Below are 22826 nucleotides of genomic sequence, written 5' to 3'. Positions count from 1 at the left end.
TTGAGATTGACTTGCATTAGTAGAGTTGCGACCCTGCTGCGACATTCCGCGGCAGGAGACTCGCATGACCACCGCCCAGCCTCGTCTGCTCTCGCTTTCCGAGATGCTGCCGCATGAACGGCCGCCTCAGCACCACCGCCTGTTGCTGCTGTACGGCATTCGCCGCACCGGCGCGCACGGGCTGAACGACGCAGCCACCGGTCATGCGTTCATGACGGCGTTCGGCAGCCACTTTCGGCGACCGCTGTTGCTGCTGCGTGCACTGATGGCGGAGCTGTCGAGCACCTCGGCCAACGCGATCCAGATCGCACCCTGCTGCTGCCCGCGCATGACTTCAGGAGAGGCGGCGCTGCTCGAGATCGTCTCATCGGTGGAGGACCAGCCGGAGCGCGCGACCTTGCTGCTCGCCGACCTGCTGGGAGTGCGGCATGCGGGCGGCCCGACTGCGACCGCCCACCTGCTCGCGCTGGCGTTTCGAGAGGGCGGGCAGCCGCTCGCCTAGGTAGCGGCCGGCTCCACGCCTTTTTCCGCGCCCGGCTGTCGGACCGTCTGGACCACGAAGCCCCGCTGCCACAGCAGCGCCAGCAAGAGCATGCCGGGGAGCGCGACGACCATGGTGAGCAGCCAGAAGCCGACCCAGCCGAGCGCGTCGGCGGCGATGCCGGCCGGAGCCGCCAGCCAAGTGCGACCCACTGCCGCAAACGACGACAGCAGCGCGAACTGGGTGGCGGTGTAGGCGAGGTTCGACAGGCCCGAGAGATACGTCACAAAGACGGTCAGGCCGATGCCGCTGGTCACCTGTTCGGTCGCAACCGCGATCGTCAGCCACGTCACGGAGTGGCCGTGCATCGCCAGAATCGCGAAGGTCAGGTTGCTGAGCATCATCAGGATGCCGGAGACGATCAGCGCGCGCCCCATGCCCAGCCACGCCATGAACGGGGCGGCGATAGCGGTGCCGACGATCAAGCCCCAGAAACCGACCACCTTGTTGATCGCGATGAACTCGGTGTCCGAAAAGCCGAGTTCCACGATCATCGGATTGAGCATTGCTTGTCCCATCGCGTCACCGAGCTTGTAGATCAGCACGAACAAGAGGATCAGCACGGCGCCGCGCCGCTGGAGGAACTCGCGGAAGGGGCCGATGACGGTGTCGCGAAGCCAATGCGCATGCCGTGCGGCGCGCGCCACGGTGGCGTCGTGACGACCGGGCCCGGCATAGAGCGCGCCGAGCATTGCCGGGACTACGCAGAAGGCGGTCAACCCGTACCCGAGTGCCCAGCCCAGCCCCCATCCCTCCGGCGAGGCGATGGCAATGGTCCCGACGCCGGCGATCAGGTTTCCGACGCGATAGCCGAACTGGTTGTTCGCGGTTCCGTAGGGCAGTTCCTCGTCCGACAGGATTTCGATGCGATAGGCATCGATGACGATATCCTGCGTAGCGGAGAGAAAGGCCGTGACGATCGCCCAGAAGGCGAAGATCCCCAGGTGCAGTTCCGGCTGGCTGGCGCCCAGCATCCACACGGACACGAACAGCAGCGCCTGGATGAAGAACAGCCAGGCGCGGCGCTGCCCGAACAGACCGGTCAGCACGGGCAGGCGCAGACGGTCGATGAGCGGCGCCCACAGGAACTTGAGCGTATAGGGTGTCGTCAGACCGATCGCGAAGCCGATGGTCTTCTTGTCGATGCCGACCTTGGCCAGCCAGAAACCCATGGTGCCGAGCAGCAGCGTCAGCGGAAAACCGCTCGCAATGCCCAGAAGGAACGCCACCAGCGGTTTGGGCCGAACATAGGGCGCCATCGCTGCCACACGGCGCCTGCCCCCCGTGCGCCCGCTCGCGACTTCACCCATTTCACATCCCTTGAAACGCCGCCCCGCAGCAAAGATCCGCACCCTAGCGTCGTCACCGCGGTTTTGAAGGGCACAGTTGCTTGGCTTAGGCTCGCTTGAGTTTGAGCGGGCGCAAAGTACGATTAGGCTCGTGTTCATCTGTGTTTCAGGATAGGCGGATATTCACGACGTCGCCCGAAAGGGCCTCGACCGTGACCCGTCGTCCCGCGTGTCTTACGGACAGCAAGCCAAGCACGCGGGACGTCGGGACTTCCCCTACAAGCTGATCTTTTCGCGAACGCATGCGATCGCCGCTGATGCCCCCGGTTCTTGCGAGAGCACGAAAGGGAGCGATCAGGCCGTCTTTGCAAACAGGCTGAGGCTTCCGGGCAGCTTGCGCGGGGTCTTTCCTCCGAGCATTGTTTCCAGCACCTCGATCGCGGCGAGCAGGTCCCGCTGCGGATAGGGTTTGGCAAGGCATCCTGCCGCGACTTCACGGGCGCCCTCCGGACAGGATCCGGTCACGAACAGCACCGGCACGCCGCGGCCATGGGCGGCGCGCGCCACGTCGATGCCACTGCCGTCGCTCAATGCCACGTCCACGAGGACGAGATCGACCGCGACGTCGCTGTTCACGACGGCGAGGCCTTCGCTCACCAGGTCGGTGGTGGCGACGATCTCATACCCGGAGTCTGCCAGCAGGTGTTCGGCATCGAACGCGACCAACGGCTCATCCTCGACCACGAGGATGCGCTGGATCCGCCTATTCTTCTTGCCAAACAACATCCGCCCCTCGCTTCCCTCGCCTCAGGCTCTGCCCTATAGCGTAGTAACACCCGAACCGATCGAACGATCACCGCCGTCGCAAGATTTCGTCGCGCAGGCGTAACAGGATAGCATTTTCCCATCGTGTCGACGTCCAAGACCAATGAACCGCAGCGAATCGCAAAGCTGCTTGCCCGCGCCGGCGTGGCCTCGCGCCGCGATGTCGAGCGGCTGATCGAAGCTGGCCGCGTGGCGCTGAACGGCGTGCCGCTGGATACCCCGGCCACGCTGCTCCACTCGCTGCACGGCATCACCGTCGACGGGGAGCCCGTGCAGGCGGCCGCCCCCACGCGGCTGTTCCGCTATCACAAGCCGCCGGGGGTGCTGACCGCGGCCCGCGATCCCATGGGCCGGCCCACGATCTACGACCGGATGCCGGCCGAGCTGCCACGGCTGATCCCGGTGGGGCGCCTCGACCTCAACACCGAAGGGCTGCTGCTGCTCACCACCGATGGTGAGCTCAAGCGCCAGCTGGAGCTTCCCGCAACCGGGGTCGAGCGGACCTATCGTGCGCGCGCCTATGGCGACGTCACCCAGGCGCAGCTCGAGGACCTGATGCTCGGCGTCGAGATCGAGGGCGTGCGCTACAGCCCGATCAACGCCAACATGGAACGGCGCACCGGCGCCAACATGTGGATCGAGATGACCCTGACCGAGGGCAAGAACCGCGAAGTGCGGCGCGTGCTCGAATATCTGGGCCTCCAGGTGTCGCGCCTGATCCGCACCCGCTACGGCCCGTTCCACCTGGAGGACTTGCCGATCGCGTCGGTGGACGAGATCCGCCAGCATGACCTGGTCGAATTCCGCAAGACGCTGGGCGGCCGACCGACCAGCCGCCCCGCGCCCGAGGGTGCGGACCCGGCTGCGCTGAAGGCTTGGCGCCGCGAGCCATCGCGCGACCGCACGGCACCGCGCCCGCGCCCGACTCCGGTCGGCTTCGAGGAGCGGCCACGCCGCGAGGTGCAGCCGCATCCGCAGGCGTTCCGCCGTACCCGTCCGGAAACCGACGAAGCAGCCGAGACGCCGCGTCGCAGCGGTTTTGGCAAGCGTCCGGATGCTGCCGGCCCGCGACGCCGGGACGGCGTGACGGGCCGCGCGGAAGGCCTCGGCCGCAAGGACGCCGCGCCGGGTCGCCGGGATGAGGCCGGCGCTGTTCGCAGCCCCCGCGGCCTGCGTGCCGCCGCCTTTGCCGAGCGCTCTGGCCGCAAGGCACCGCCGGAGCGCGGCGAGCGTCCCGCCGATGTCGGACGCGGCGACAAGCCGCGCCGGACGCTTTCCCCCACTGCCGGGGGCGATCGCCCTGTCCGCGACGACCGCCGCACCCCGCGTGGGGATCGGCCGGATCGTCCGCAGCGCAGCGAGGGCGCCCGCAAGGGATTTTCACGCGGGGACTCCGCCCCCTATGCACGCAGCGAGGGACCACGCGGTCCCCGCGCCGAAGGTGGACGCCCGCCTCGCGGCGACAGCGCCCGCCCTGCCCGGGCGGACGGGGCGCGCCCCGCGCGTGGCGATGGTCCGCGCAGCCCGCGCGTTGATGGGCCACGCGCGCCACGGGGCGACGCTCCCTGGGCTCCGCGCACCGATGCCGGTCGCGCGCCCCGTGCGGATGGCCCTCGCGGACCGCGCAACGACGGCCCGCGCGCGCCTCGACATGACGGTCCGCGCGCGCCGCGCAGCGATGGCCACCGGCCGCCGCGCGGCGACGGGCCCGCTCGTCCGCCCCGGGGTGGAAAACCGTCCGGACCGCCGAAGGGCCGCCGCTGATGCGCGTCATTGCGGGCCAGTGGCGCGGGCGTCCGCTCGCCGCGCCCAAGGGCGATGCGACCCGGCCCACGGCCGACCGCACGCGTGAGGCGCTGTTCTCGATGCTGCTGAGCCGCGTCGGCAGCTTCGAAGGGCTGGCCGTGGCCGATCTGTTCGCGGGGTCGGGTGCGCTGGGGCTGGAGGCGCTTTCGCGCGGCGCCGCGTCGTGCCTGTTCGTGGAGCAGGACCGTCACGCACTCGACTCGCTTCGCGCCAATGTCGAGAAGCTCGGCGCGCGCGGCGTGCAGGTGCGCGCACAGTCGGTGCTGGCGCTCGGACCCACGTCGACGCCGCTCGACCTGGTCATGATGGACCCGCCCTACGACAGCGGTGCCGGCTGGGTGGCGGCCGACAAGCTCGCCCGGCTTGGCTGGATCGGTCCTGCAACCTGGGTCAGCATCGAAACCGGTCGCGGCGAGACCGCCAATGCCGCCGGCTTTGTGATCGATGCGGAGCGGATCTACGGCAAGGCAAAGCTCACTTTGCTGCGGCGCGCGGAACCAGCCATAGACCCCCAAGACTGAACAGGCCAGCGACGGCGAGGTAGAGCCCCACCGGGGTGAGCCCGCCGTGCTGCGCCAGCGCCTCTGACGCGAGCGGGGTCACGGCACCGCCGATCACCCCGCCGACGTTGAACGCCATCGACGCCCCGGTGTAGCGGACGCGCGCCGGGAACAACGAAGGCAGCCACGCACCGAGCGGGCCATAGACGAAGCCCATCGCGAACAGCGCGATCGAAAGCCATCCGGTAATCGCGGGGATCGTGCCGCCACCCATCAGCGGCTGCATCAGCAGGCCGGCGGCGACGACGCCGGCGCAACCGAACACCAGCACGCGGCGGGTGCTGCTGCGGTCGGCCCACCACCCCGCAAGCGCGATGCCCGCGGCCATGAACAGGATCGCGAACAGCTGCATCGAGAGGAAGGTGTCGCGGGCGATGTTCAGCCGGGTGGTGCCGTGACCCAGCGCAAAGGCGGTGGCGACGTAATAGAGCGCGAAGCAGGCGACCGCACCGAAGGTACCGGCAAGCGTCGCGCGCAGGTGGTTGCGGAACAGCTCGGCGAGCGGGACGGACGCCGGTGCCTCATGCTCCAGCGCAGCGCGGAACTCGGGAGTCTCGGTGAGCTTCAGGCGAACCCAAAGGCCAAGGCCGACCAGCAGCGCGCTTGCGAGGAACGGCAGACGCCAGCCCCAGCTGCGGAACGCCGCCTCGTCGAGGCCAAGTCCCAGCAGCAGGAACAGGCCATTCGCGGCGAGGAAGCCGACCGGCGCACCGAGCTGCGGCACCGATCCAAAGCGGCCGGCCCATCCCTTTGGCGCATTCTCGACCGCCAGTAGCGCCGCCCCGCCCCATTCGCCGCCGAGGCCGAGGCCCTGGGCGAAGCGGAGAACGCACAGCAGCAGCGGTGCGAGGAGGCCGACCTGCGCATAGGTGGGCAGGAATGCAATCGCGAGCGTGGAACCGCCCATCAGCATCAACGAAGCCACCAGCGTCGACTTGCGTCCGAGCCGATCGCCGAAATGGCCGAATAACGCCGCGCCCAGCGGTCGCGCAAAGAAAGCGAGTCCGAGGCTGGCGTAGCTCAACATCAGCCGTGCCGACTCGGATTCGGCCGGGAAAAACAGGGTCGGGAACACCAGCGCCGCCGCGGTCGCGTAAATGTAGAAATCGTAGAATTCGACCGACGTACCGACCAGACTGGCGAGCAGGACGCGGCGGCTGGAGGGGCCGCCCTCTGCAGGAAGGACTGCGGCCGGGATTGGCACGGCGGCGGAAGAATGGGCGCTCATGGCGGCTGGTTGGCCGGGCCGTTGCGCTAGGTCAACGCCGGGCTGCATCTTTGCCGGGCTGCATCTTTATTCCGGAAGAAGCCTATTTGGCGCAGGATCGTGTCGGAGCCCGACTTGGTGGCTCACCCCGGCTGCGACCGCTGGCGGGGTGGTTCAAGCCTTGCCCCGGCGGGCTTCGTTCCCTAGCTGTTCGCGGATGAACGTGCCCCAGATGACCCCCTCGCCCCAGGATCCGCCGTACCTGCGGGGGCTGAATGAGCCGCAGCGCGATGCCGTGCTGACGACCGAGGGCCCGGTGCTGGTGCTGGCTGGCGCGGGCACGGGCAAGACGGCGGCACTGACCGCGCGGCTGGCGCACCTGCTCTATACGCGTAAGGCGTGGCCGTCCGAGATCCTGTCGGTAACCTTCACCAACAAGGCCGCGCGCGAGATGCGCGAACGCGTCGGCCGGCTGGTCGGCGACGCGGTGGAGGGGATGCCGTGGCTCGGCACCTTCCACGCGATCGGCGCCAAGATGCTGCGCCGCCATGCCGAGCTGGTCGGCTTGCAGTCCAACTTCACCATTCTGGACACCGACGACCAGTTGCGCCTGCTCAAGCAGCTGATCGTGGCGGCGAACATCGACGAGAAGCGGTTTCCCGCCCGGCAGTTGGCGGGCGTCATCGACAGCTGGAAGAACAAGGGGCTGACGCCCGCGGACGTCGACGCCGGCGAGAGCGAGCGCTTCGCGAACGGGCGCGGCGGCGAGCTGTACCAGCAGTATCAGGACCGACTGAAGGCAGTGAACGCCTGCGACTTCGGCGACCTGCTGCTTCATGTGCTGACGATCCTGCGCACCCACCGGGACGTGCTGGAGCAATATCAGCAGCGGTTCCGCTACATCATGGTGGACGAGTATCAGGACACCAACTCCGTCCAGTATCTGTGGCTGCGGCTGCTGGCGCAGGAGCGCAAGAACCTGTGCTGCGTGGGCGATGACGACCAGTCGATCTATTCCTGGCGCGGTGCGCAGGTGGAAAACATCCTGCGGTTCGAACGCGACTTCCCCGGCGCCAAGGTGATCCGGCTGGAGCAGAACTACCGGTCGACCCCGCACATCCTGGGTGCAGCCGGGGGCGTGATCGCCAACAACAGCGGCCGCCTGGGCAAGCAGCTGTGGACCGAGCTCGACGCGGGCGAGAAGGTGCGCGTCATCGGCGTCTGGGATGGCCCGGAGGAAGCCCGGCGGGTCGCGGACGAGATCGAGGGCTGCCGGCGCATCGGCAAGTCCTACAACGACGTCGCCATCCTGGTGCGCGCGCAGCACCAGACCCGCGAGTTCGAGGACCGGTTCATCGCGATCGGCCTCCCCTATCGCATTGTCGGCGGCCAGCGCTTCTACGAGCGGATGGAGATCCGCGACGCCATCGCCTATCTGCGCATCGTCAACCAACCGGCGGACGACCTGGCGTTCGAGCGGATCGTCAACGTCCCCAAGCGGGGGCTGGGCGACAAGGCGGTGGCGACCGTCCACCGCTATGCCCGCGCGACGGGCAGCCCGCTGATGACCGCAGCGGCTCGCATCCTCGATACCGATGAGTTGACCGGGGCCGCGCGCAAGTCGCTGGGCCGGCTGGTCGGCGACATCGCCCGTTGGCGCGACATGGCCCGCGACCTTCCCCATCCGGAGCTCGCCCGCCAGCTGCTGGACGAAAGCGGCTACACCGCGATGTGGCAGGCCGAGAAATCGGCCGAGGCTGCCGGCCGGCTGGAGAACCTCAACGAACTCGTCCGCGCCATGGAAGAATATGACAGCCTGGGCGCATTCCTGGAGCACGTCAGCCTGGTCATGGACAATGAGGCCGGCGCGCAGGAGCCGCAGGTCACCATCATGACGATCCACGCCGCCAAGGGCCTGGAATTCGACACCGTATTCCTCGCCGGCTGGGAGGAAGGATTGTTCCCGTCGCAGCGTTCGCTCGACGAGGGCGGGCTCGCGAGCCTGGAGGAGGAACGCCGCCTCGCCTATGTCGCGATCACGCGCGCGCGGCGGCTCGCGGTGATCCTGCATGCGGCCAACCGGCGCATCTATGGCCAGTGGACCTCCTCGCTGCCCAGCCGGTTCGTCGGCGAGCTGCCGCCCGAGCACATCGACCAGGAAACCACCATGGCCGGGGGCGAGAGCCTGTGGCGCGCCAACTGGTCGGAACGGGCCGATCCGTTTTCCGACGTCAGCCGAGGCACCGGCCGCGGCCCGGGATGGCAGCGTGCGGCAAGCAGCGGATCGAGCTTCACCCGGGACGCGCCGCGCGTGATCGAGAGCCGGGCGAGCGCGGTTAGTCTGGGCAACAAGGGCCGCAGCGACGTGAGCCTGGGCCTGCGCGTGTTCCACCAGAAGTTCGGCTATGGCACCATCGCCGCGATCGAGGGCAATAAGCTGGAGATCGATTTCGAGACTGCGGGTCGCAAACGGGTGCTCGACAGCTTCGTCACGATCGGCTGACGCGCAGGGCGACGCGAAAGACCCGTCTGCACGGCCGGTCGCGCGGGGAATGTGAACCAGCGCGGGTTCCTTGCGTTCAGGGGGCTGTTGCGATGCAACAAAACCGCCCGTTCATCGCCTGGAGCACGCATGCGACACCCGACCCGCCGTGAGATGATTGCCACCGCCGGCCTCGCCGCTCTTTTCGCCGGCCCGATGGCGGCAATGGCCCGCAAGGCGAAAGGACCGGGCGTGCCATTCTCCTGGGAAGCGTTGCAGGAGCGTGCCGCTGCGCTGGCGCGGCAGCCCTACAAGGCACCCGAGCGCGTGGCTGCGGCGGCAGCGATCGACTATGACGCGGTGGGATCGATCCGGTACCGGCCGGAAGAGACGCTTACCGGCGGCATCCGCCTGTTTCCGCTCGGCCGCTATGCACCGATGCCGGTCAAGATCAACATCGTCGAGAATGGCCAGGCCCATGCCGTCCCGTTCTCCCGTGACCTGTTCCAGGCGGTATCCGGCCATGCGCCGCCGCTTGGCATCGCCGGGTTCCGCGCGATGGTCCCGGGCAGGGAAAGCGACTGGATGGCATTCCAGGGCGCGTCCTATTTCCGCACGGCAGGGTCGCAGGACCAGTATGGCCTGTCCGCACGCGGCATCGCGATCAACACCGGCATCCCCGGTCGGGAGGAGTTTCCCGACTTCACCGAGTTCTGGATCGAGCGGACCGGCGCCGACGCCTATACCGTCTACGCGCTGCTGGACGGCCCCAGCGTCACCGGCGCCTATCGCATCGCCAGCCGCCACCAGAACGGCGTGCAGCAGGACGTGTCGGCGGTGCTTCACCTGCGCCGCGACGTCGAACGACTGGGCATCGCCCCGGCCACGAGCATGTTCTGGTACGGCGAAGGAAATCGCGGGGCCGCGGTCGACTGGCGCCCGGAAATCCATGACTCCGACGGGCTCGCTCTGCTGACCGGCAGCGGCGAGCGGATCTGGCGGCCGCTCGTCAACCCGCCGACGGAGACGCTCGACAGCTTTGCCGACAACAATCCACGCGGTTTCGGCCTTCTCCAGCGCGACCGCGACTTCGACCATTATCAGGACGACGGCGCCTTCTACGATCGACGGCCGAACCTGTGGGTAGAGCCCCGCGGGCAATGGGGCCGTGGCAGCGTGATGCTGTTCGCCTTCCCCACCGCCGCCGAGACGGTCGATAACATCGTTTCCTTCTGGGTGCCCGCAGAAGCGCCCAAGGCGGGCCAGAGGCTGCAGTTCGAATATGGCCTGCGCTGGGGGTCCGACGATCCGACGCTCGCCCAGCCCACCGCGCATGTGGTCGATAGCTGGACCGGGGTCGCCGGCCGGCCGGGCGACGCGCCGACCCCGGGCGCACGCAAGCTGGTCGTCGATTTCGAGGGCACGGCACTGGCGGGGCTCGATCGGTCGAGCGGCGTGTCCGCGGCGATCGACGTTACCCGTGGCAAGCTGATCGCCAGCGCCGCCTATCCGGTGGTCGGCCAGCGCAACCGCTGGCGCGTGACGGCGGATATCGCGCCGGAGGGTAAGGGCCCGGCCGACGTGCGGCTATTCCTGAAGCGCGGCAATCGCGCGCTGACCGAGACGCTGCTGTTCCCGGTGTTCCACGGGTGAAGCAGGCCGTACGCCTCCCGCATGAGGCCCCGATCGACATGCCGGTCCAGCGGTTCGATGGGCCGCCACCACCCCGCCGCGTCCCGGAACCCTGGTCGGGCCCCGACCAGGACCAGGGCGACGTCCTCGCGCGCCGGATCATCCTCGTCCTGCTGACGGCGATGCTGGCGACTGCCGCCTCGACGGCGCTCAAGGAGTCGCTCGTCGCCGACGGCTGGAGCATCACCGATGTGGTCCTGCTCGGCATCTTCTTCCCGCTGTTCGCACTCCTCTCGTTCGGCTTCATCAACGCCGCCGTCGGGTTTCTGCTGCTGATCACAGGCCTTCGTCCGGGTTTCATGCCGACCCCGCGCTGGGCCTCGCCGCTGAAGGGGCGAACCGCGATCCTGATGCCGGTCCACAACGAGGATGTGGACGCGGTCTATGGCCGCATCGCGCGCATGGCGGAGGGGATCGCCCAGGCCGGCATGGCGCCGGGCTTCGACTTCTTCATTCTGAGCGACTCCTCGCCCGAAGCCGAGGCGGAGGAGGTTGCCGCCTGGGAGAAGCTCGCGCGGCGGCTCGATTGCGCCGTCTATTACCGCCGCAGGGCCGAGAACATCGGCCGCAAGCCGGGCAACGTCGCAGAATGGATTCGGCGGTTCGGCGGTGCGTACGATTATATGCTGATGCTGGATGCAGACAGCCTGATGGGCGGCGACACCATCATCGGCATGGCCCAGGTGCTCGACCGGCGCCCGGCCGTGGCGCTGCTCCAGACGGTGCCGATGGTGATCGGCGCAAACACCCTGTTCCAGCGCTGGATGCAATTCGCCAGCCGGCTTTACGGCCCGATCTCCACCGCCGGCCTGGTGTGGTGGTCTGGCTCGGAGGCTACCTTCTGGGGTCATAACGCAATGATCCGGATCGAGGCATTTGCAGCCTGCTGCGGCCTCCCCGACTTGCCCGGCGGCCCCCCGTTCGGCGGCACGATCATGAGCCACGACATGGTCGAGGCCGCGTTGCTGCGGCGGCGGGGCTGGCGCGTGCACATGGTCCTGACGGACGAGACGTTCGAGGAATATCCCCCGACGCTGATCGACGCCGCCGTGCGCGACCGCCGTTGGGCGCAGGGCAACATCCAGCACCTGCGGCTGCTCGCGTCGTCGGGCTTCCACTGGATCAACCGGCTGCAGCTCCTGCTCGGCGCATCCGCCTATATCGCCTCGCCCCTGTGGCTGCTCCTCATCCTGACCTCCATCGTGCAGGCGTTGGTCGGCGAACCAAGCCTGCTCAACAGCGGCACTTCGGGCGCGGTGCTGGTGGTCACGTTGCTGCTGCTGTTCGGCCCCAAGCTGCTGAGCGTGATCTGGGCGGTGGCAGACCGGGAACGGCGGGTCGCGCTGGGCGGATGGCGCACGATCCTGCCCTCGGTGCTGCTCGACGTGCCGCTGTCGATGCTGGCGGCGCCTGCAATTGCACTCACCCAGACAATCGATCTCATCGGGATCGCGGCCGGCAAGCGTTCCGGCTGGGATCCGCAGAGCCGCGAGCGGGACGGCCTGCCGCTTCGGGAGATCCTGCCACGGTATCGCTGGCATCTGCTGCTGGGCGCCGTGCTGCTGCTGCTCTCGCCGCTGATGCCGGTCACGGCGCTGTGGCTGCTGCCAGTGACGGTCGGGCTACTGACGTCGCCGCTGCTGGTGCAGTGGACCGCGAGCGCACGGGCGGGCCGTTGGGCCGTGCGCCATGCGATCTTTGCCCCGCGCCGCCGTGAGCTAGGCACCGCGCCGCTTCCGGCCCAGCGAGCAGAGGCAGCGTAAGGCGGAACGCTGCACCATTCCGGCCGCTCGCGCGTTGCTGCAGGGATCACAGGGAGGCGGTTATGGAAATCACGACGTTGCCGAGTGGCCAGGTGCCGCCGACGGACAAGGACTGCATCAGCATCGTCGAGCGGGACGATGGCCTGTTCGAGCTTACCGGCGCGGCGCTGGTCGCGTGCCCCAACGGCGGCGAAGCGCAGTCGGTCGCCCTGATCGGACTGCCGCCTTTCAAGTCGCGCGAGGAAGCGGAAAACGTCGGGCTGGCCTGGGCGGCACAGCAGTGCGTCGACCACCTGTACGTGACCGACGTCGAGTATAGCATCGCCCGCTAAAGGCGGGCCGTCGTCTCGCGCAGCGCTCCACCAGGGGCGCCGCGCGAGCTTCCGATTAGCGGAAGAAGAGGAGATAGAGGATCAGCACTACCGGCAGCGGCACACCCAGCACCCACAGCAAACAACCGCGCTTCATCTGCGACATCCTATTTTGTTACGCGCAAACAACGTCCGGTATGCTGGATGGTTTCCGGACGTATCCGTAGACTTCTTGTCAGGACCATTACCAGTGAGGCCGAGGAAACATTCCAGCCAGAAGGAGTTATGACCCCGCCGCCAGCGTATCGGCGGCGATGAGGAGTATCTTTCATGCACAAGTTGCTCGCTGGCGCCATTGGCGCAGCTCTGGTGATGATCGCCCCGGCGGCCTCCGCACAGGCGCGGCACGATCCCGGCCCCCGTGCCAAGGCACAACAACAGCAGAGCCGCACCACCGTTCACCGGGTCACGCGGACCACCACCACGACCCGCGACAACCGCTACGGCAACTGGAACAACCGCTGGGGTGCTCGGCCGGGCCAGCCGGCAGCCGCATATCGCGGCCGACAGAATGACTGGTATCGCCACGCCCGCGCATGCCAGCAGCGCTACAGCAGCTACAACCCGCGCACCGACAGCTACACCGTCCGACGCGGCGTGACGCGCCGCTGCACGCTCTAGGCGACGACTGGAGCCGGGGCACAGGCTCCGGCTCCGCCCAATCGGAACCGCCCGGCCCGCCCGCCCGTTGGCGCCGCGAACATCAGGAGAGCCGCATGCCGACCCCGCAGGAGATCCAGACCCGCTTCTGGAAGGCACTCAAGTCCGACCGTACACTGATGCTGGGCATCGACGGGGTCGGCGACGGCCACGCACAGCCGATGACCGGCCAGACGGACGGCGATGTGGAGCACGGCCCGATCTGGTTCTTCACCACCAAGGACAACACGCTGGTGAAGGAAATGCGCGAGGGCACGCGCGCCACTGCGCACTTCGTTTCCAAGAACCATGAGGTCTTTGCCAGCATCCACGGCAACCTGGTCGTGGAAGAGAACCGGGCCATGATCGACCGCCTCTGGAACCGCTTTGCGGCAGCCTGGTACGAGGGTGGCAAGGATGACCCGAAGCTGGAGCTGATCCGATTGGATGCCGAGCATGCCAAGATCTGGCTGGATGAATCGAGCCTGTTCGCCGGCATCAAGATCCTGCTCGGCGTCGACCCCAAGGCGGACTACGCCGACAAGGTCGCCGACGTAACGCTCGGCTGAACCCGCACCCGGACCTGTCTCTCAACACCCCAGGAGTTGCCGATGCCGACCATCGAGACCCGTGACGGTACCAAGCTTTATGTGAAGGATTGGGGAAGCGGGCCCGCGGTCGTGCTGATCCACGGGTGGCCGCTGTCGTCGGACAGCTGGGACGCGCAGGCATTCGCACTCGCCAATGCCGGCTACCGTGTGATCGCCTATGATCGACGCGGCTTCGGCCGCTCCGAACAGCCATGGTCGGGGTATGACTATGACACGCTCTCGGACGATCTGGCGGACGTGATGGAGGCGTGCGGTGTCACCGCCGGTGCAACGCTGGTCGGCTTCTCGATGGGCGGCGGTGAGGTCGCACGGTACATGTCCCGGCACCGCGGCAAGGGCGTGGCCAAGGCGGCGCTCGTCGGATCGGTGGTGCCGTTCCTGCTCAAGACCGACGACAATCCGCACGGCGTTCCGCAGACGACGCTGGAAGACATGGCGACCCAGATGCAGGAGGACCGGCCGAAGTTCATGGCGAACTTCCTCGACCAGTTCTTTGGCGTGGGCTTCATCACCAGCCCCGTCAGCGAGGAGCGGCTGCACTGGGCCTGGAACCTGACCCAGCAAGCGGGGCTGAAGCCCACCCTCGCCTGCGCGGAGGCGTTCGCGTTTACCGATTTCCGCCCCGATCTGGCCGCGTTCACCGTGCCGACGCTAGTCATCCATGGCACGTCCGACGACACCGTTCCGATAGAGGCCACCGGCCGGGCCGCCGCCGCCGCAATCCCGGGCGCAAAGCTGATCGAGTATGACGGTGCGCCGCACGGCCTGTTCGCGACGGACCAGGACCGGCTGACCGAAGATCTGCTCGCGTTCCTGGGCACCCCTTCTATTGCGCCCGGCGGTACGACGACCCTTTGAACACTTGGCGCGGCGGCACCTTCCGCCGCGCCTCTTCCAGAACCGAGCGAAGCATGATTGCCGATGGCGCGACCCGCGCATAGAGCTCAGGCCATGGCTCCTGCCCCACACCCGTTCACAATCCACAACTTCCGCGCCTATTTCCTGGCCCGTCTTTCCACGACACTGGCGCAGATGGCGATGGTGATCGTAATCGGCTGGCAGGTCTATGACCTGGCCCGACGGACGATGGACGTAAAGGAATCGGCCTTCTACTTGGGGCTGATCGGCGTGGCGCAATTCCTGCCGCTGCTCGCCTTGTCGCTGGTGGCGGGCTGGGTCGCGGATCGGGTGGACCGGCGCTGGATCGCGCGCGGATCGGTCGCGATCGAGGCGGGCTGTGCCATCACGCTGGCGATCGCGAGCTATCACGACCACGTCACCCTGCCGATGCTGTTCTTCGTCGCGGCGCTGCTCGGCGTCGCGCGCGCATTCGCCGGCCCATCGCTTCAGGCGCTCGCACCCAATCTGGTGCCCAAGGCGGTGCTGCCGACCGCCATCGCCATGAGCGCGATCGCATGGCAGGCGGGCACGGTCCTGGGCCCGACGATGGGCGGCTATCTTTATGCCGCCAACCACTGGCTCCCCTACACAGTTTCCGCAGGCCTCCTCTGCTTCTCGTTCCTGATGCTGTCGCTGATCGGGCGCGTGCAGCACACCGCGGTCCGCAGTGTCGCCAACCCGTTCCGCCAGATGCTGGAGGGGCTGTCCTATGTCCGCCAGAACCGGCTGGTCCTGGGCGCGATTTCACTCGACCTGTTCGCGGTGCTGCTCGGCGGCGCGACCGCGATGCTGCCGGTCTATGCGCGCGACATCCTGCAGGTCGGCGCCGGCGGCCTGGGCCACCTGCGCGCGGCGCCGGCGCTTGGCGCGATCGCGGTTGCAATGTGGTTCTCGTGGCGACCGCTCACCACCAATGTCGGGGTCAAGATGCTGGTCGCGGTGGCGGTGTTCGGCCTCGCCACGGTAGCGTTCGGCCTCAGCGCCCCGATCATGCTTCCGATCTTCGGCGCGGCCGCCGTGGGCCATGACACCGCCCCGGCAGTGCTGCTGGCGCTGGCTGCGCTGTTCGTGCTGGGTGCCGCCGACATGGTGTCGGTCTATGTCCGCCAGTCGCTGATCCAGCTTTACACCCCCGACGACATGCGCGGCCGCGTGGGTGCGGTCTCCACGCTGTTCATTTCCGGGTCGAATGAGCTGGGGGAAGCGGAGTCTGGCTTCCTCGCTGCCGCCATCGGACCGATCGCGGCGGTTGTGGCCGGCGGCATCGGCGCCATATTGGTAACCGCATTGTGGGCGCGCATCTTTCCGGAACTTCGCAGGGCACGCACCTTCGATCCGCCGGAGACGCTCGAATTCACACCCGTCAAGGAGAAGGCAGTATGAAGGCCAACACGATCCTGGAGACGATCGGCAACACGCCGCACATCCGCGTCCAGCGGCTGTTCGGGGACGCCGAAGTGTGGATCAAGTCGGAGCGGTCGAACCCGGCCGGATCCATCAAGGATCGCATCGCGCTCGCGATGGTCGAAGCGGCCGAGGCATCGGGCGACCTCAAGCCCGGCGGCACGATCATCGAGCCGACCAGCGGCAACACCGGCGTCGGCCTGGCGATGGTCGCCGCGGTCAAGGGCTACAAGCTGGTCCTGGTCATGCCGGAAAGCATGTCGATCGAGCGCCGTCGCCTGATGCTCGCCTATGGCGCGACCTTCGACCTTACCCCGCGCGAAAAGGGCATGAAGGGCGCGATCGAGCGGGCGCATGAGCTCGCGGAGCAGACCCCGGGCGCCTGGATCCCGCAGCAGTTCGAGAATCCGGCGAACATCGACGTCCATGTCCGCACTACCGCACAGGAAATCCTGAGCGATTTTGCGGACACGCCGATCGACGTTCTGATTACCGGCGTCGGGACCGGCGGCCACATCACCGGCGTTGCCGAAACGCTCAAGAAGCAGTGGCCGCAGCTGAAGGTCTATGCGGTGGAGCCTGAGCTTTCGCCCGTGATTTCGGGTGGCCAGCCAGGCCCGCACCCCATCCAGGGCATCGGCGCGGGCTTCATCCCCGCCAACCTCCACACCCAGGCGATCGACGGCGTGATCAAGATCGACGCTGCCGTGGCCAAGGACATGGCGCGCCGTGCCGCCTCGGAAGAAGGCATGCTCGTCGGCATCTCGTCGGGCGCGACGCTCGCCGCGATCCTTCAGAAGCTGCCGGACCTGCCGAGCGGCGCGCGCGTGCTGGGATTCAACTACGACACCGGCGAGCGGTACCTGTCGGTGCCGGACTTCCTCCCGGAAAGCTGAGCCATCTCCACGCGTGTGTTCAGCGGCGCCGGTGCGCCTGATTCCTCAGGTGTGCGCGATGCGCCGCTGAGCACGGGGTCGCGTGTGCTCGACGGGATGCTGGGGATCGCGGCGCTTGCTGCGATCCTCGCCCCGGCATGGGTGGTGACCCACGCCCCGGCGATGCTCCCGCAGGAATCGCGGGCCGACTTGCAGCACGGCGCGAGGGCACGGGTACTGCCGCTGGCCGAACTGCCGACCGTCGAGCCGATCCGGTTTCAGGACATGACGCCCGATGAGGCGCGGGCGTTCAATGCCGGCATCCCGTTCGCCGGAGGGCCCAACCCCGCTTCCCGGGGGTTCCGCTTCGCAGGGTCGGAAGAAGATCGCGCCCGTGCGAGCGACTGCCTGGCGGCAGCCGTCCTCTATGAGGCGGGGGACGACCCGGAGGGGCAGCGCGCGGTGGCGCAGGTCGTGCTAAACCGCGTTCGCCATCCCGCATTTCCCAAGACCGTGTGCGGCGTCGTCTTCCAGGGATCGGAACGGAGCACCGGCTGCCAGTTCACCTTCACCTGTGACGGGGCGCTCAAGCGCTGGTACGCCGATCCCTATTGGGAGCGCGCCCGCAAGGTTGCGGACGCAGCACTGGCAGGGGCTGTCTACAAGCCGGTGGGGCACGCGACCCATTACCACACCGAATGGGTGGTGCCGTATTGGAGCTCCAGCCTCGACAAGATCACAGCGGTGCATACGCACCTGTTTTTCCGCTGGACGGGCTGGTGGGGGACGCCGCCGGCTTTCCGGTTCTCCGCCACGGGCACTGAGCCGCGGGTGACGCAGCTCGCCACGCATTTCGATGCGCACAAGCTGCCCGAGGCGCTCGCAGCCGAGGCGCAGGCGGTGGCGATGCAGAAGGCGATGGCGTTGCCGGAGTCGGCACTGCGCGCCTCTGTCGACGATCCCGACACCTTCCTGATCCATGTCGATCCCAAGGACGCCGCAACCTTCCCGTTGCTCGCCGAGCGGGCGTGCGGGGCGCGGCCCTATTGCAAGTTCATGGGCTGGACGGACGCGCGTGCCCTGCCCGCCAGTGCGCGAAACGCGCTGCCCCCGCAGCAACTCGCGTCGATGTCGTTCAGCTACCTGCGCGATCGCTCTCGCAACCTAGAGCGGGCACTGTGGAACTGCACGGAGTTCGAGCGGCCGAAGCCTCAGTGCATGCGCCGCACGCCGCAGCCGATCGCTGCTCCAACGCCCGTCGCGGTCGCGGAGGACGGGCCCGCTCCCCTTAGCGGTGTGCGGCGAAAGCCGGCCGCGAACCCGCCTGCTGCAGCGGCAGCGCCGATTGCCTCGACCGCGTCCTGAGCGGTTCTCGAGGCTCGCCTATCCGCCGCAGACGGCGCGACCGCGCGGATCGCGCAGGGCTGCGGTTTCGGAAACAACGTCGCTCATCCGTTCGACGCGCAGGCCGCTGAACGTGCCACGGGCGCTGCAGCGCTGGGCGCATTGCGGCGGCAGCTTGGCGGGGAAGATGATCCGCTCGCCCTCGATCCGCACTTCGACCTCGCACGCGTTGCCGAAGTTGACCTTGAGGCGATCGCCTGTGCGCTTCGCAGTTCCGCTCGCGCTGCAACCGAGGCGGCCGCCGTTGAGGACAAAGGCGCCGATTCTGAGGTCCTCCCCTTGCGGGACGAGGCAGAGCCGGTCGCCGCCGCGCTGGTAGAGGCCGGTGATCGAATCATCCTTCGGATCCCGCACCAGGCCGCGTTCGATCGCGACGGTCTCCAGATCCGGCGCCACGGTGTTTTGCGGATCGCCCTCGCTCGAGCAGGCAGCGAGCGCCAGCGCGAGCACGGCAACCGCGGCCTTCATTCGACGGCGACCAGGTGACCGTCCTCGATCCGGCGGAAGAAGCAGCTGCGCGCACCGGTGTGACACGCGGGGCCGGCAGGCTCGACGCGGAGCCAGAGTGCGTCCTGGTCGCAGTCGATGCGCACTTCCACCACCCGCATCACATGGCCGGAGGTTTCACCCTTTTTCCAAAGCCTGCCACGGCTCCGCGACCAGAAGGTCGCCTCTCCGCTCTCCAGCGTCGCCGCCAGCGCCTCTGCGTTCATGTGCGCGACCATCAGCGGTTCGCCGGTCCCGGCATCGGTGACGACCGCCGTGACGAGGCCCGCCGCATCATATTTGGGGTTCAGGGTGAGGCCGGTGTCGCGCGCGTCCATGGGGGTCGCTTACCGGCCGTCCGGAAGCCGGGCAATCGGCCTGGACGCACAATCTTCGTACAAAAGGGCGACAAGCGCGATTCCGATGCCTATATGGCGCTCGCATCTCAGCGAACCCCGTGGGGCCGATGTTTAGCACCAATCCATTCGACGATGACAAGCTGCGCGAAGAGTGCGGCATCTTTGGCGTTTCCGGCGCAGAGGGCGCGGCAGCACTGGTGGCCCTGGGCCTCCACGCGCTGCAGCACCGGGGGCAGGAAGCAGCCGGCATCTCCAGCTTCGACGGGGTGCAGTTCCACACGCACCGCGCAATGGGGCATGTCGCCGGCAACTTCGACCGGCCCGAGATCATCGAGGCGCTGCCCGGGCAAACCGCGGCCGGCCACGTCCGCTACTCCACTTCGGGCGAGACGGCGCTGCGCAACGTGCAGCCGCTCTATGCCGAGTTGGCGAGCGGTGGCTTCGCGATCGCGCATAACGGCAACATTTCCAACGCCCTGCGGCTCCGCAAGGACCTGGTGCGCAGCGGTTCGATCTTCCAGTCGACGTCCGATACCGAGGTGATCATCCACCTGGTCGCGACCTCGAACTACCGGACCCTGCTCGACCGCTTCATCGACGCGCTCAAGCAGGTCGAGGGCGCCTACTCCCTGATCTGCATGACGCCTGAAGGCATGATCGCCTGCCGCGACCCGCTGGGCATCCGCCCGCTGGTGATGGGCAATCTGGGCGACTCGGTGATCTTCGCTTCGGAAACGGTCGCACTGGACGTCGTCGGCGCGGAGTATGTCCGCGACGTCGAGCCGGGCGAGCTGGTGATCGTCAAGGGTACCGAGGTGCGCTCGATTCGCCCTTTCACCCCGAACGCGGCACGGCCCTGCATCTTCGAATATGTCTATTTCTCGCGGCCGGATTCCATCTCCGGTGGCAACTCCGTCTATTCGGTTCGCAAGGCAATCGGCGCGGAACTCGCGATCGAAAGCCCGGTCGATGCCGACCTGGTGATCCCGGTTCCGGATTCGGGCGTCCCCGCGGCGATCGGCTATGCGCAGCAGTCGGGCATTCCGTTCGAGCTGGGGATCATCCGCTCGCATTATGTCGGCCGCACCTTCATCCAGCCGGGGGACAAGGTCCGCCACCTCGGCGTGAAGCTGAAGCACAACGCGAACCGCAAGCTGATCGAAGGCAAGCGGATCGTGCTGATCGACGACTCGATCGTGCGCGGCACCACGTCGCTGAAGATCGTGCAGATGATGCGCGATGCCGGCGCTGCCGAAGTGCACATGCGCATCGCCAGCCCGCCGACGCGCCACAGCTGCTTCTATGGCGTCGACACGCCGGAACGGGCCAAGCTGCTGGCGGCAAAGCTCGATCTCGGCGGGATGACGGAATATATCCAGGCGGACAGCCTGGCGTTCGTGTCGATCGACGGCCTCTACAAGGCTCTGGGCGAAGCCGAGCGTGCGCCGGTACGGCCGAAATACTGCGACGCCTGCTTCACGGGCGACTATCCGACGCCGCTGACCGATCAGGACGAGACCCGCACGGTCGACCAGCTTGCGATGCTGGAGGAACGCGTCGGCTGATCGCCGACGCACCCTGCCCCTCCCCCGAACATTCTAGGACCTCCGATGACCGACAAGCCCCTTGCCGACCAGCTCGCGCTCGTGACGGGGGCGAGCCGGGGAATCGGGGCGGCGACGGCGCTGGCCCTCGCCGCAAAGGGCGCACATGTGGTGCTGGCCGCCCGCACGCCCGGCGGGCTCGAGGAGGTCGAGGAGGCCATCTACACGGCCGGCGGCAGTGCCACGATCGCACCGCTGGACCTTTCCGAACCGGACGGGGTTCCGCGACTGGCGGCGGCGATCGGCGAGCGCTGGAAGGCACTCGACATGCTGGTGCTGAACGCGGCGATGCTGGGATCCCTGGGGCCGGTGAATGCGATCGACTTCAAGGAAATGTCGAAGCTGTTCACGCTCAACGTGACGGCTCAGGCGGCGATGCTCGCAGGCTTCGGACCGATGCTGCGGCAGGCGAAAAACGCGCGCGTGGTGGGCCTCACCTCCAGCGTCGCACGCAAGCCGCGCGCCTATTGGGGGCTGTACGGGTCATCCAAGGCAGCGTTCGAGAACCTGCTCACCGCGTTTGGCGAAGAAGTCCGCCAGCTTACCGCCATCCGCACTGCGATCGTCGATCCGGGCGCCACCCGTACCAAGATGCGCGCGCGTGCCTATCCCGGGGAGGCGCCCGAGAGCGTCAAGCCGCCCGAGGTGGTTGCCGAGCGTATTGCGGCGCTGATGGTGTCGGGGTTCGAGACCGGGCACTTCGAACGCGTCGATTGAGCTTCGTGCTCCCGCTCTGCGCGGGAGTTCGGACCGCGATCTAGGCGTCCTTCACCAAGGTGACCTGGGCGACGTGGATGCCGCCACCGCGGAAGCCGCCCTCGCAGTACATTAGATAGTAGCGCCACAGGTTGGCGAACCCCGGCGGGAAGTTGCCCGGCAGGCTTCCCGCAGCCTGCGCCGCGTCGAAGGCAACGCGCCAGCGGCGCAGCGTCTCGGCATAATGCTGTCCAAAGCGGTGCTCGTCCTGCCAGCGTAAGCCCCGCGCCTCCGCCAGTGCGCGGAACCGCTCGGTCGACAGCAGCAGCCCGCCCGGGAAGATATACGCCTGGATGAAGTCGACGTTGCGGGCATAGGCGTCGAACATCGCGTCATCGATCGCGATATACTGGAGCGCGGCGCGGCCGCCGGGTTTCAGGCGCGCGGCGATCACGTCGAGATAGGCCGGCCAATATTCCTGGCCGACGGCTTCGACCATCTCGATACTGGCCACCGCGTCATAGCTGCCGGCCGCGTCGCGATAATCGGTGAGCGACACTTCGACGCCATCGAGCCCGGCTTGGGCGATCCGCTGCTCCACCAGCCGTTTCTGTTCCGACGACAGGGTGAGGCCGTGCACCCGGCGCCCGGCGCGGGCGGCGCGCTCTGCAAAGGAACCCCAGCCGCAGCCGATTTCGAGAATGTGGTCACCCGGCGCTGTGCCGGTCCGGTCGAGAATCGCCTGGAGCTTGCGGTCCTGTGCGACCTCCAGCGGCTCGCCTTCCTCGGCGAACAAGGCGCTCGAATAGGTCATGCTCGGGTCGAGCCAGGCACTGTAGAAGTCGTTGCCCAGATCATAGTGAAACTGGATGTTACGCCGGGCATTGGCGCGGTGATTGCGGCGGGACCAATGGACGAAGCGCCGGGCGGTCCCGGTAAGGCGCCCCGCCCGCCCGATGTTGCCGAGCGCGCGCCCGTTGCGCATGAACAGATCGAACAAGGGCACCGGGTCCGGGCTGGACCAGTCGCCGGCCACCCAGGCTTCGTACCAGCCGGCGGAACCGCCCGTCGCCAACCGCAGCATTGCGCGCCAGCGGTGGAGTCTCACAGCCGCGACCGGGCCGTCTCCGCGCCCGCCCAGCCGGACCGCGCTGCCATCCGGCAAGGTTGCCTCGATCGCCCCGTGCTCCAGCCCGTGGTCGATGCGGGAGAGCATGCGCCGGAACCCAGCCGCAAACCAGCTCAGCGGGTCCCAGCTCGGGACCGAAGCCGTCGGCAAAGAAGAGCGAGGCGCGTGCATGGAGCGATTACA

At 67.9% G+C, this 22826-nt stretch carries 21 protein-coding genes; 15 read left to right on the top strand and 6 right to left on the bottom strand.

Going from position 1 to position 22826, the window contains the following annotated elements:
* The first annotated feature begins 64 nt into the window (after nt 1–64).
* Nucleotides 65–502 (top strand): DUF6628 family protein, encoded by a 438-nt coding sequence (locus QP045_RS08805; RefSeq protein ID WP_422514606.1) that lies wholly within the window; start codon nt 65–67, stop codon nt 500–502.
* Here QP045_RS08805 and QP045_RS08800 read toward each other — a convergent pair.
* Nucleotides 499–1851 (bottom strand): AmpG family muropeptide MFS transporter, encoded by a 1353-nt coding sequence (locus tag QP045_RS08800; RefSeq protein ID WP_422514605.1) that lies wholly within the window; start codon nt 1849–1851, stop codon nt 499–501. The two genes, QP045_RS08805 and QP045_RS08800, sit on opposite strands and share 4 nt — an antisense overlap.
* Before the next feature lie 333 nt (nt 1852–2184).
* Nucleotides 2185–2616 carry a response regulator gene (locus QP045_RS08795; RefSeq protein ID WP_422514604.1) on the bottom strand — a complete coding sequence of 144 codons (432 nt, stop codon included), beginning with the start codon at nt 2614–2616 and terminating at the stop codon, nt 2185–2187.
* 123 nt (nt 2617–2739) lie between these two features.
* Between QP045_RS08795 and QP045_RS08790 the strand changes: the two genes are divergently transcribed.
* Both QP045_RS08790 and rsmD read left to right on the top strand, forming a co-directional pair.
* On the top strand, nt 2740–4419 hold the full coding sequence (locus QP045_RS08790; protein ID WP_422514603.1) for a pseudouridine synthase: 1680 nt from the start codon (nt 2740–2742) through the stop codon (nt 4417–4419).
* Nucleotides 4419–4982, top strand: coding sequence for a 16S rRNA (guanine(966)-N(2))-methyltransferase RsmD (gene rsmD, locus QP045_RS08785; protein WP_422514602.1), 564 nt, complete (start codon nt 4419–4421; stop codon nt 4980–4982). The genes QP045_RS08790 and rsmD overlap by 1 nt, the downstream gene beginning before the upstream one ends.
* Here the strand turns inward: rsmD and QP045_RS08780 are convergent.
* The gene (locus QP045_RS08780) at nt 4936–6249 is read right to left on the bottom strand and encodes an MFS transporter (RefSeq protein WP_422514601.1); all 1314 of its coding nucleotides are present in this window, start codon (nt 6247–6249) and stop codon (nt 4936–4938) included. The genes rsmD and QP045_RS08780 overlap by 47 nt on opposite strands.
* Nucleotides 6250–6445: 196 nt before the next feature.
* Between QP045_RS08780 and QP045_RS08775 the strand changes: the two genes are divergently transcribed.
* The 10 genes from QP045_RS08775 (at nt 6446) to QP045_RS08730 (ending at nt 18330) form a co-directional block, all read left to right on the top strand.
* Nucleotides 6446–8731 carry an ATP-dependent helicase gene (locus QP045_RS08775; RefSeq protein ID WP_422514600.1) on the top strand — a complete coding sequence of 762 codons (2286 nt, stop codon included), beginning with the start codon at nt 6446–6448 and terminating at the stop codon, nt 8729–8731.
* A gap of 129 nt (nt 8732–8860) precedes the next feature.
* Complete coding sequence (locus tag QP045_RS08770) at nt 8861–10363, top strand: glucan biosynthesis protein (protein WP_422514599.1); 1503 nt, start codon at nt 8861–8863, stop codon at nt 10361–10363.
* Entirely contained in the window at nt 10360–12165 is a 1806-nt protein-coding gene (mdoH, locus tag QP045_RS08765; protein WP_422514598.1) for a glucans biosynthesis glucosyltransferase MdoH, read from the top strand. The genes QP045_RS08770 and mdoH overlap by 4 nt, the downstream gene beginning before the upstream one ends.
* A gap of 62 nt (nt 12166–12227) precedes the next feature.
* Nucleotides 12228–12497 carry a hypothetical protein gene (locus QP045_RS08760; RefSeq protein WP_422514597.1) on the top strand — a complete coding sequence of 90 codons (270 nt, stop codon included), beginning with the start codon at nt 12228–12230 and terminating at the stop codon, nt 12495–12497.
* A 309-nt stretch (nt 12498–12806) separates the two neighbouring features.
* Nucleotides 12807–13157, top strand: a complete 351-nt coding sequence (locus QP045_RS08755) for a hypothetical protein (protein WP_422514596.1) — start codon at nt 12807–12809, stop codon at nt 13155–13157.
* A 95-nt stretch (nt 13158–13252) separates the two neighbouring features.
* Nucleotides 13253–13744, top strand: a complete 492-nt coding sequence (locus QP045_RS08750; protein WP_422514595.1) for a pyridoxamine 5'-phosphate oxidase family protein — start codon at nt 13253–13255, stop codon at nt 13742–13744.
* Nucleotides 13745–13786: 42 nt separating this feature from the next.
* Nucleotides 13787–14644, top strand: a complete 858-nt coding sequence (locus QP045_RS08745; protein ID WP_422514594.1) for an alpha/beta fold hydrolase — start codon at nt 13787–13789, stop codon at nt 14642–14644.
* A gap of 93 nt (nt 14645–14737) precedes the next feature.
* Nucleotides 14738–16069 carry an MFS transporter gene (locus QP045_RS08740; protein WP_422514593.1) on the top strand — a complete coding sequence of 444 codons (1332 nt, stop codon included), beginning with the start codon at nt 14738–14740 and terminating at the stop codon, nt 16067–16069.
* Complete coding sequence (cysK, locus tag QP045_RS08735; protein ID WP_422514592.1) at nt 16066–16986, top strand: cysteine synthase A; 921 nt, start codon at nt 16066–16068, stop codon at nt 16984–16986. The genes QP045_RS08740 and cysK overlap by 4 nt, the downstream gene beginning before the upstream one ends.
* 84 nt (nt 16987–17070) lie before the next feature.
* Entirely contained in the window at nt 17071–18330 is a 1260-nt protein-coding gene (locus tag QP045_RS08730; protein ID WP_422514591.1) for a cell wall hydrolase, read from the top strand.
* Nucleotides 18331–18348: 18 nt separating this feature from the next.
* On the opposite strand, the gene QP045_RS08725 is transcribed toward QP045_RS08730, so the two are convergent.
* Together QP045_RS08725 and hisI are read right to left on the bottom strand one after the other, a co-directional pair.
* Complete coding sequence (locus QP045_RS08725) at nt 18349–18819, bottom strand: hypothetical protein (RefSeq protein WP_422514590.1); 471 nt, start codon at nt 18817–18819, stop codon at nt 18349–18351.
* Nucleotides 18820–18833: 14 nt separating this feature from the next.
* A complete protein-coding gene (gene hisI / locus QP045_RS08720) occupies nt 18834–19193 on the bottom strand; it encodes a phosphoribosyl-AMP cyclohydrolase (protein ID WP_422514589.1) in 360 nt (119 codons plus the stop codon).
* Nucleotides 19194–19321: 128 nt separating this feature from the next.
* Between hisI and purF the strand changes: the two genes are divergently transcribed.
* Together purF and QP045_RS08710 are read left to right on the top strand one after the other, a co-directional pair.
* Nucleotides 19322–20779, top strand: coding sequence for an amidophosphoribosyltransferase (gene purF, locus QP045_RS08715; RefSeq protein ID WP_422514588.1), 1458 nt, complete (start codon nt 19322–19324; stop codon nt 20777–20779).
* Nucleotides 20780–20824: 45 nt separating this feature from the next.
* Entirely contained in the window at nt 20825–21535 is a 711-nt protein-coding gene (locus tag QP045_RS08710) for an SDR family NAD(P)-dependent oxidoreductase (protein ID WP_422514587.1), read from the top strand.
* Between the two features lie 40 nt (nt 21536–21575).
* On the opposite strand, the gene QP045_RS08705 is transcribed toward QP045_RS08710, so the two are convergent.
* On the bottom strand, nt 21576–22814 hold the full coding sequence (locus QP045_RS08705; RefSeq protein ID WP_422514586.1) for a class I SAM-dependent methyltransferase: 1239 nt from the start codon (nt 22812–22814) through the stop codon (nt 21576–21578).
* Between the last annotated feature and the right edge of the window lie 12 nt (nt 22815–22826).

Origin of the sequence: Sphingomonas sp. 3-13AW, from assembly GCF_049311085.1 — a bacterium.
Lineage (GTDB): Bacteria > Pseudomonadota > Alphaproteobacteria > Sphingomonadales > Sphingomonadaceae > Sphingomonas.
This window is presented reverse-complemented; position numbering and strand designations above follow the sequence as displayed.

Coding starts and splice junctions, on each gene's coding strand:
- QP045_RS08805 (WP_422514606.1), top strand. CDS start 65: ATGACCACCGCCCAGCCTCGTCTGCTCTCGCTTTCCGAGATGCTGCCG.
- QP045_RS08800 (WP_422514605.1), bottom strand. CDS start 1,851: ATGGGTGAAGTCGCGAGCGGGCGCACGGGGGGCAGGCGCCGTGTGGCA.
- QP045_RS08795 (WP_422514604.1), bottom strand. CDS start 2,616: ATGTTGTTTGGCAAGAAGAATAGGCGGATCCAGCGCATCCTCGTGGTC.
- rsmD (WP_422514602.1), top strand. CDS start 4,419: ATGCGCGTCATTGCGGGCCAGTGGCGCGGGCGTCCGCTCGCCGCGCCC.
- QP045_RS08780 (WP_422514601.1), bottom strand. CDS start 6,249: ATGAGCGCCCATTCTTCCGCCGCCGTGCCAATCCCGGCCGCAGTCCTT.
- QP045_RS08775 (WP_422514600.1), top strand. CDS start 6,446: ATGAACGTGCCCCAGATGACCCCCTCGCCCCAGGATCCGCCGTACCTG.
- QP045_RS08770 (WP_422514599.1), top strand. CDS start 8,861: ATGCGACACCCGACCCGCCGTGAGATGATTGCCACCGCCGGCCTCGCC.
- QP045_RS08760 (WP_422514597.1), top strand. CDS start 12,228: ATGGAAATCACGACGTTGCCGAGTGGCCAGGTGCCGCCGACGGACAAG.
- QP045_RS08755 (WP_422514596.1), top strand. CDS start 12,807: ATGCACAAGTTGCTCGCTGGCGCCATTGGCGCAGCTCTGGTGATGATC.
- QP045_RS08750 (WP_422514595.1), top strand. CDS start 13,253: ATGCCGACCCCGCAGGAGATCCAGACCCGCTTCTGGAAGGCACTCAAG.
- QP045_RS08745 (WP_422514594.1), top strand. CDS start 13,787: ATGCCGACCATCGAGACCCGTGACGGTACCAAGCTTTATGTGAAGGAT.
- QP045_RS08740 (WP_422514593.1), top strand. CDS start 14,738: ATGGCTCCTGCCCCACACCCGTTCACAATCCACAACTTCCGCGCCTAT.
- cysK (WP_422514592.1), top strand. CDS start 16,066: ATGAAGGCCAACACGATCCTGGAGACGATCGGCAACACGCCGCACATC.
- hisI (WP_422514589.1), bottom strand. CDS start 19,193: ATGGACGCGCGCGACACCGGCCTCACCCTGAACCCCAAATATGATGCG.
- purF (WP_422514588.1), top strand. CDS start 19,322: ATGTTTAGCACCAATCCATTCGACGATGACAAGCTGCGCGAAGAGTGC.
- QP045_RS08710 (WP_422514587.1), top strand. CDS start 20,825: ATGACCGACAAGCCCCTTGCCGACCAGCTCGCGCTCGTGACGGGGGCG.
- QP045_RS08705 (WP_422514586.1), bottom strand. CDS start 22,814: ATGCACGCGCCTCGCTCTTCTTTGCCGACGGCTTCGGTCCCGAGCTGG.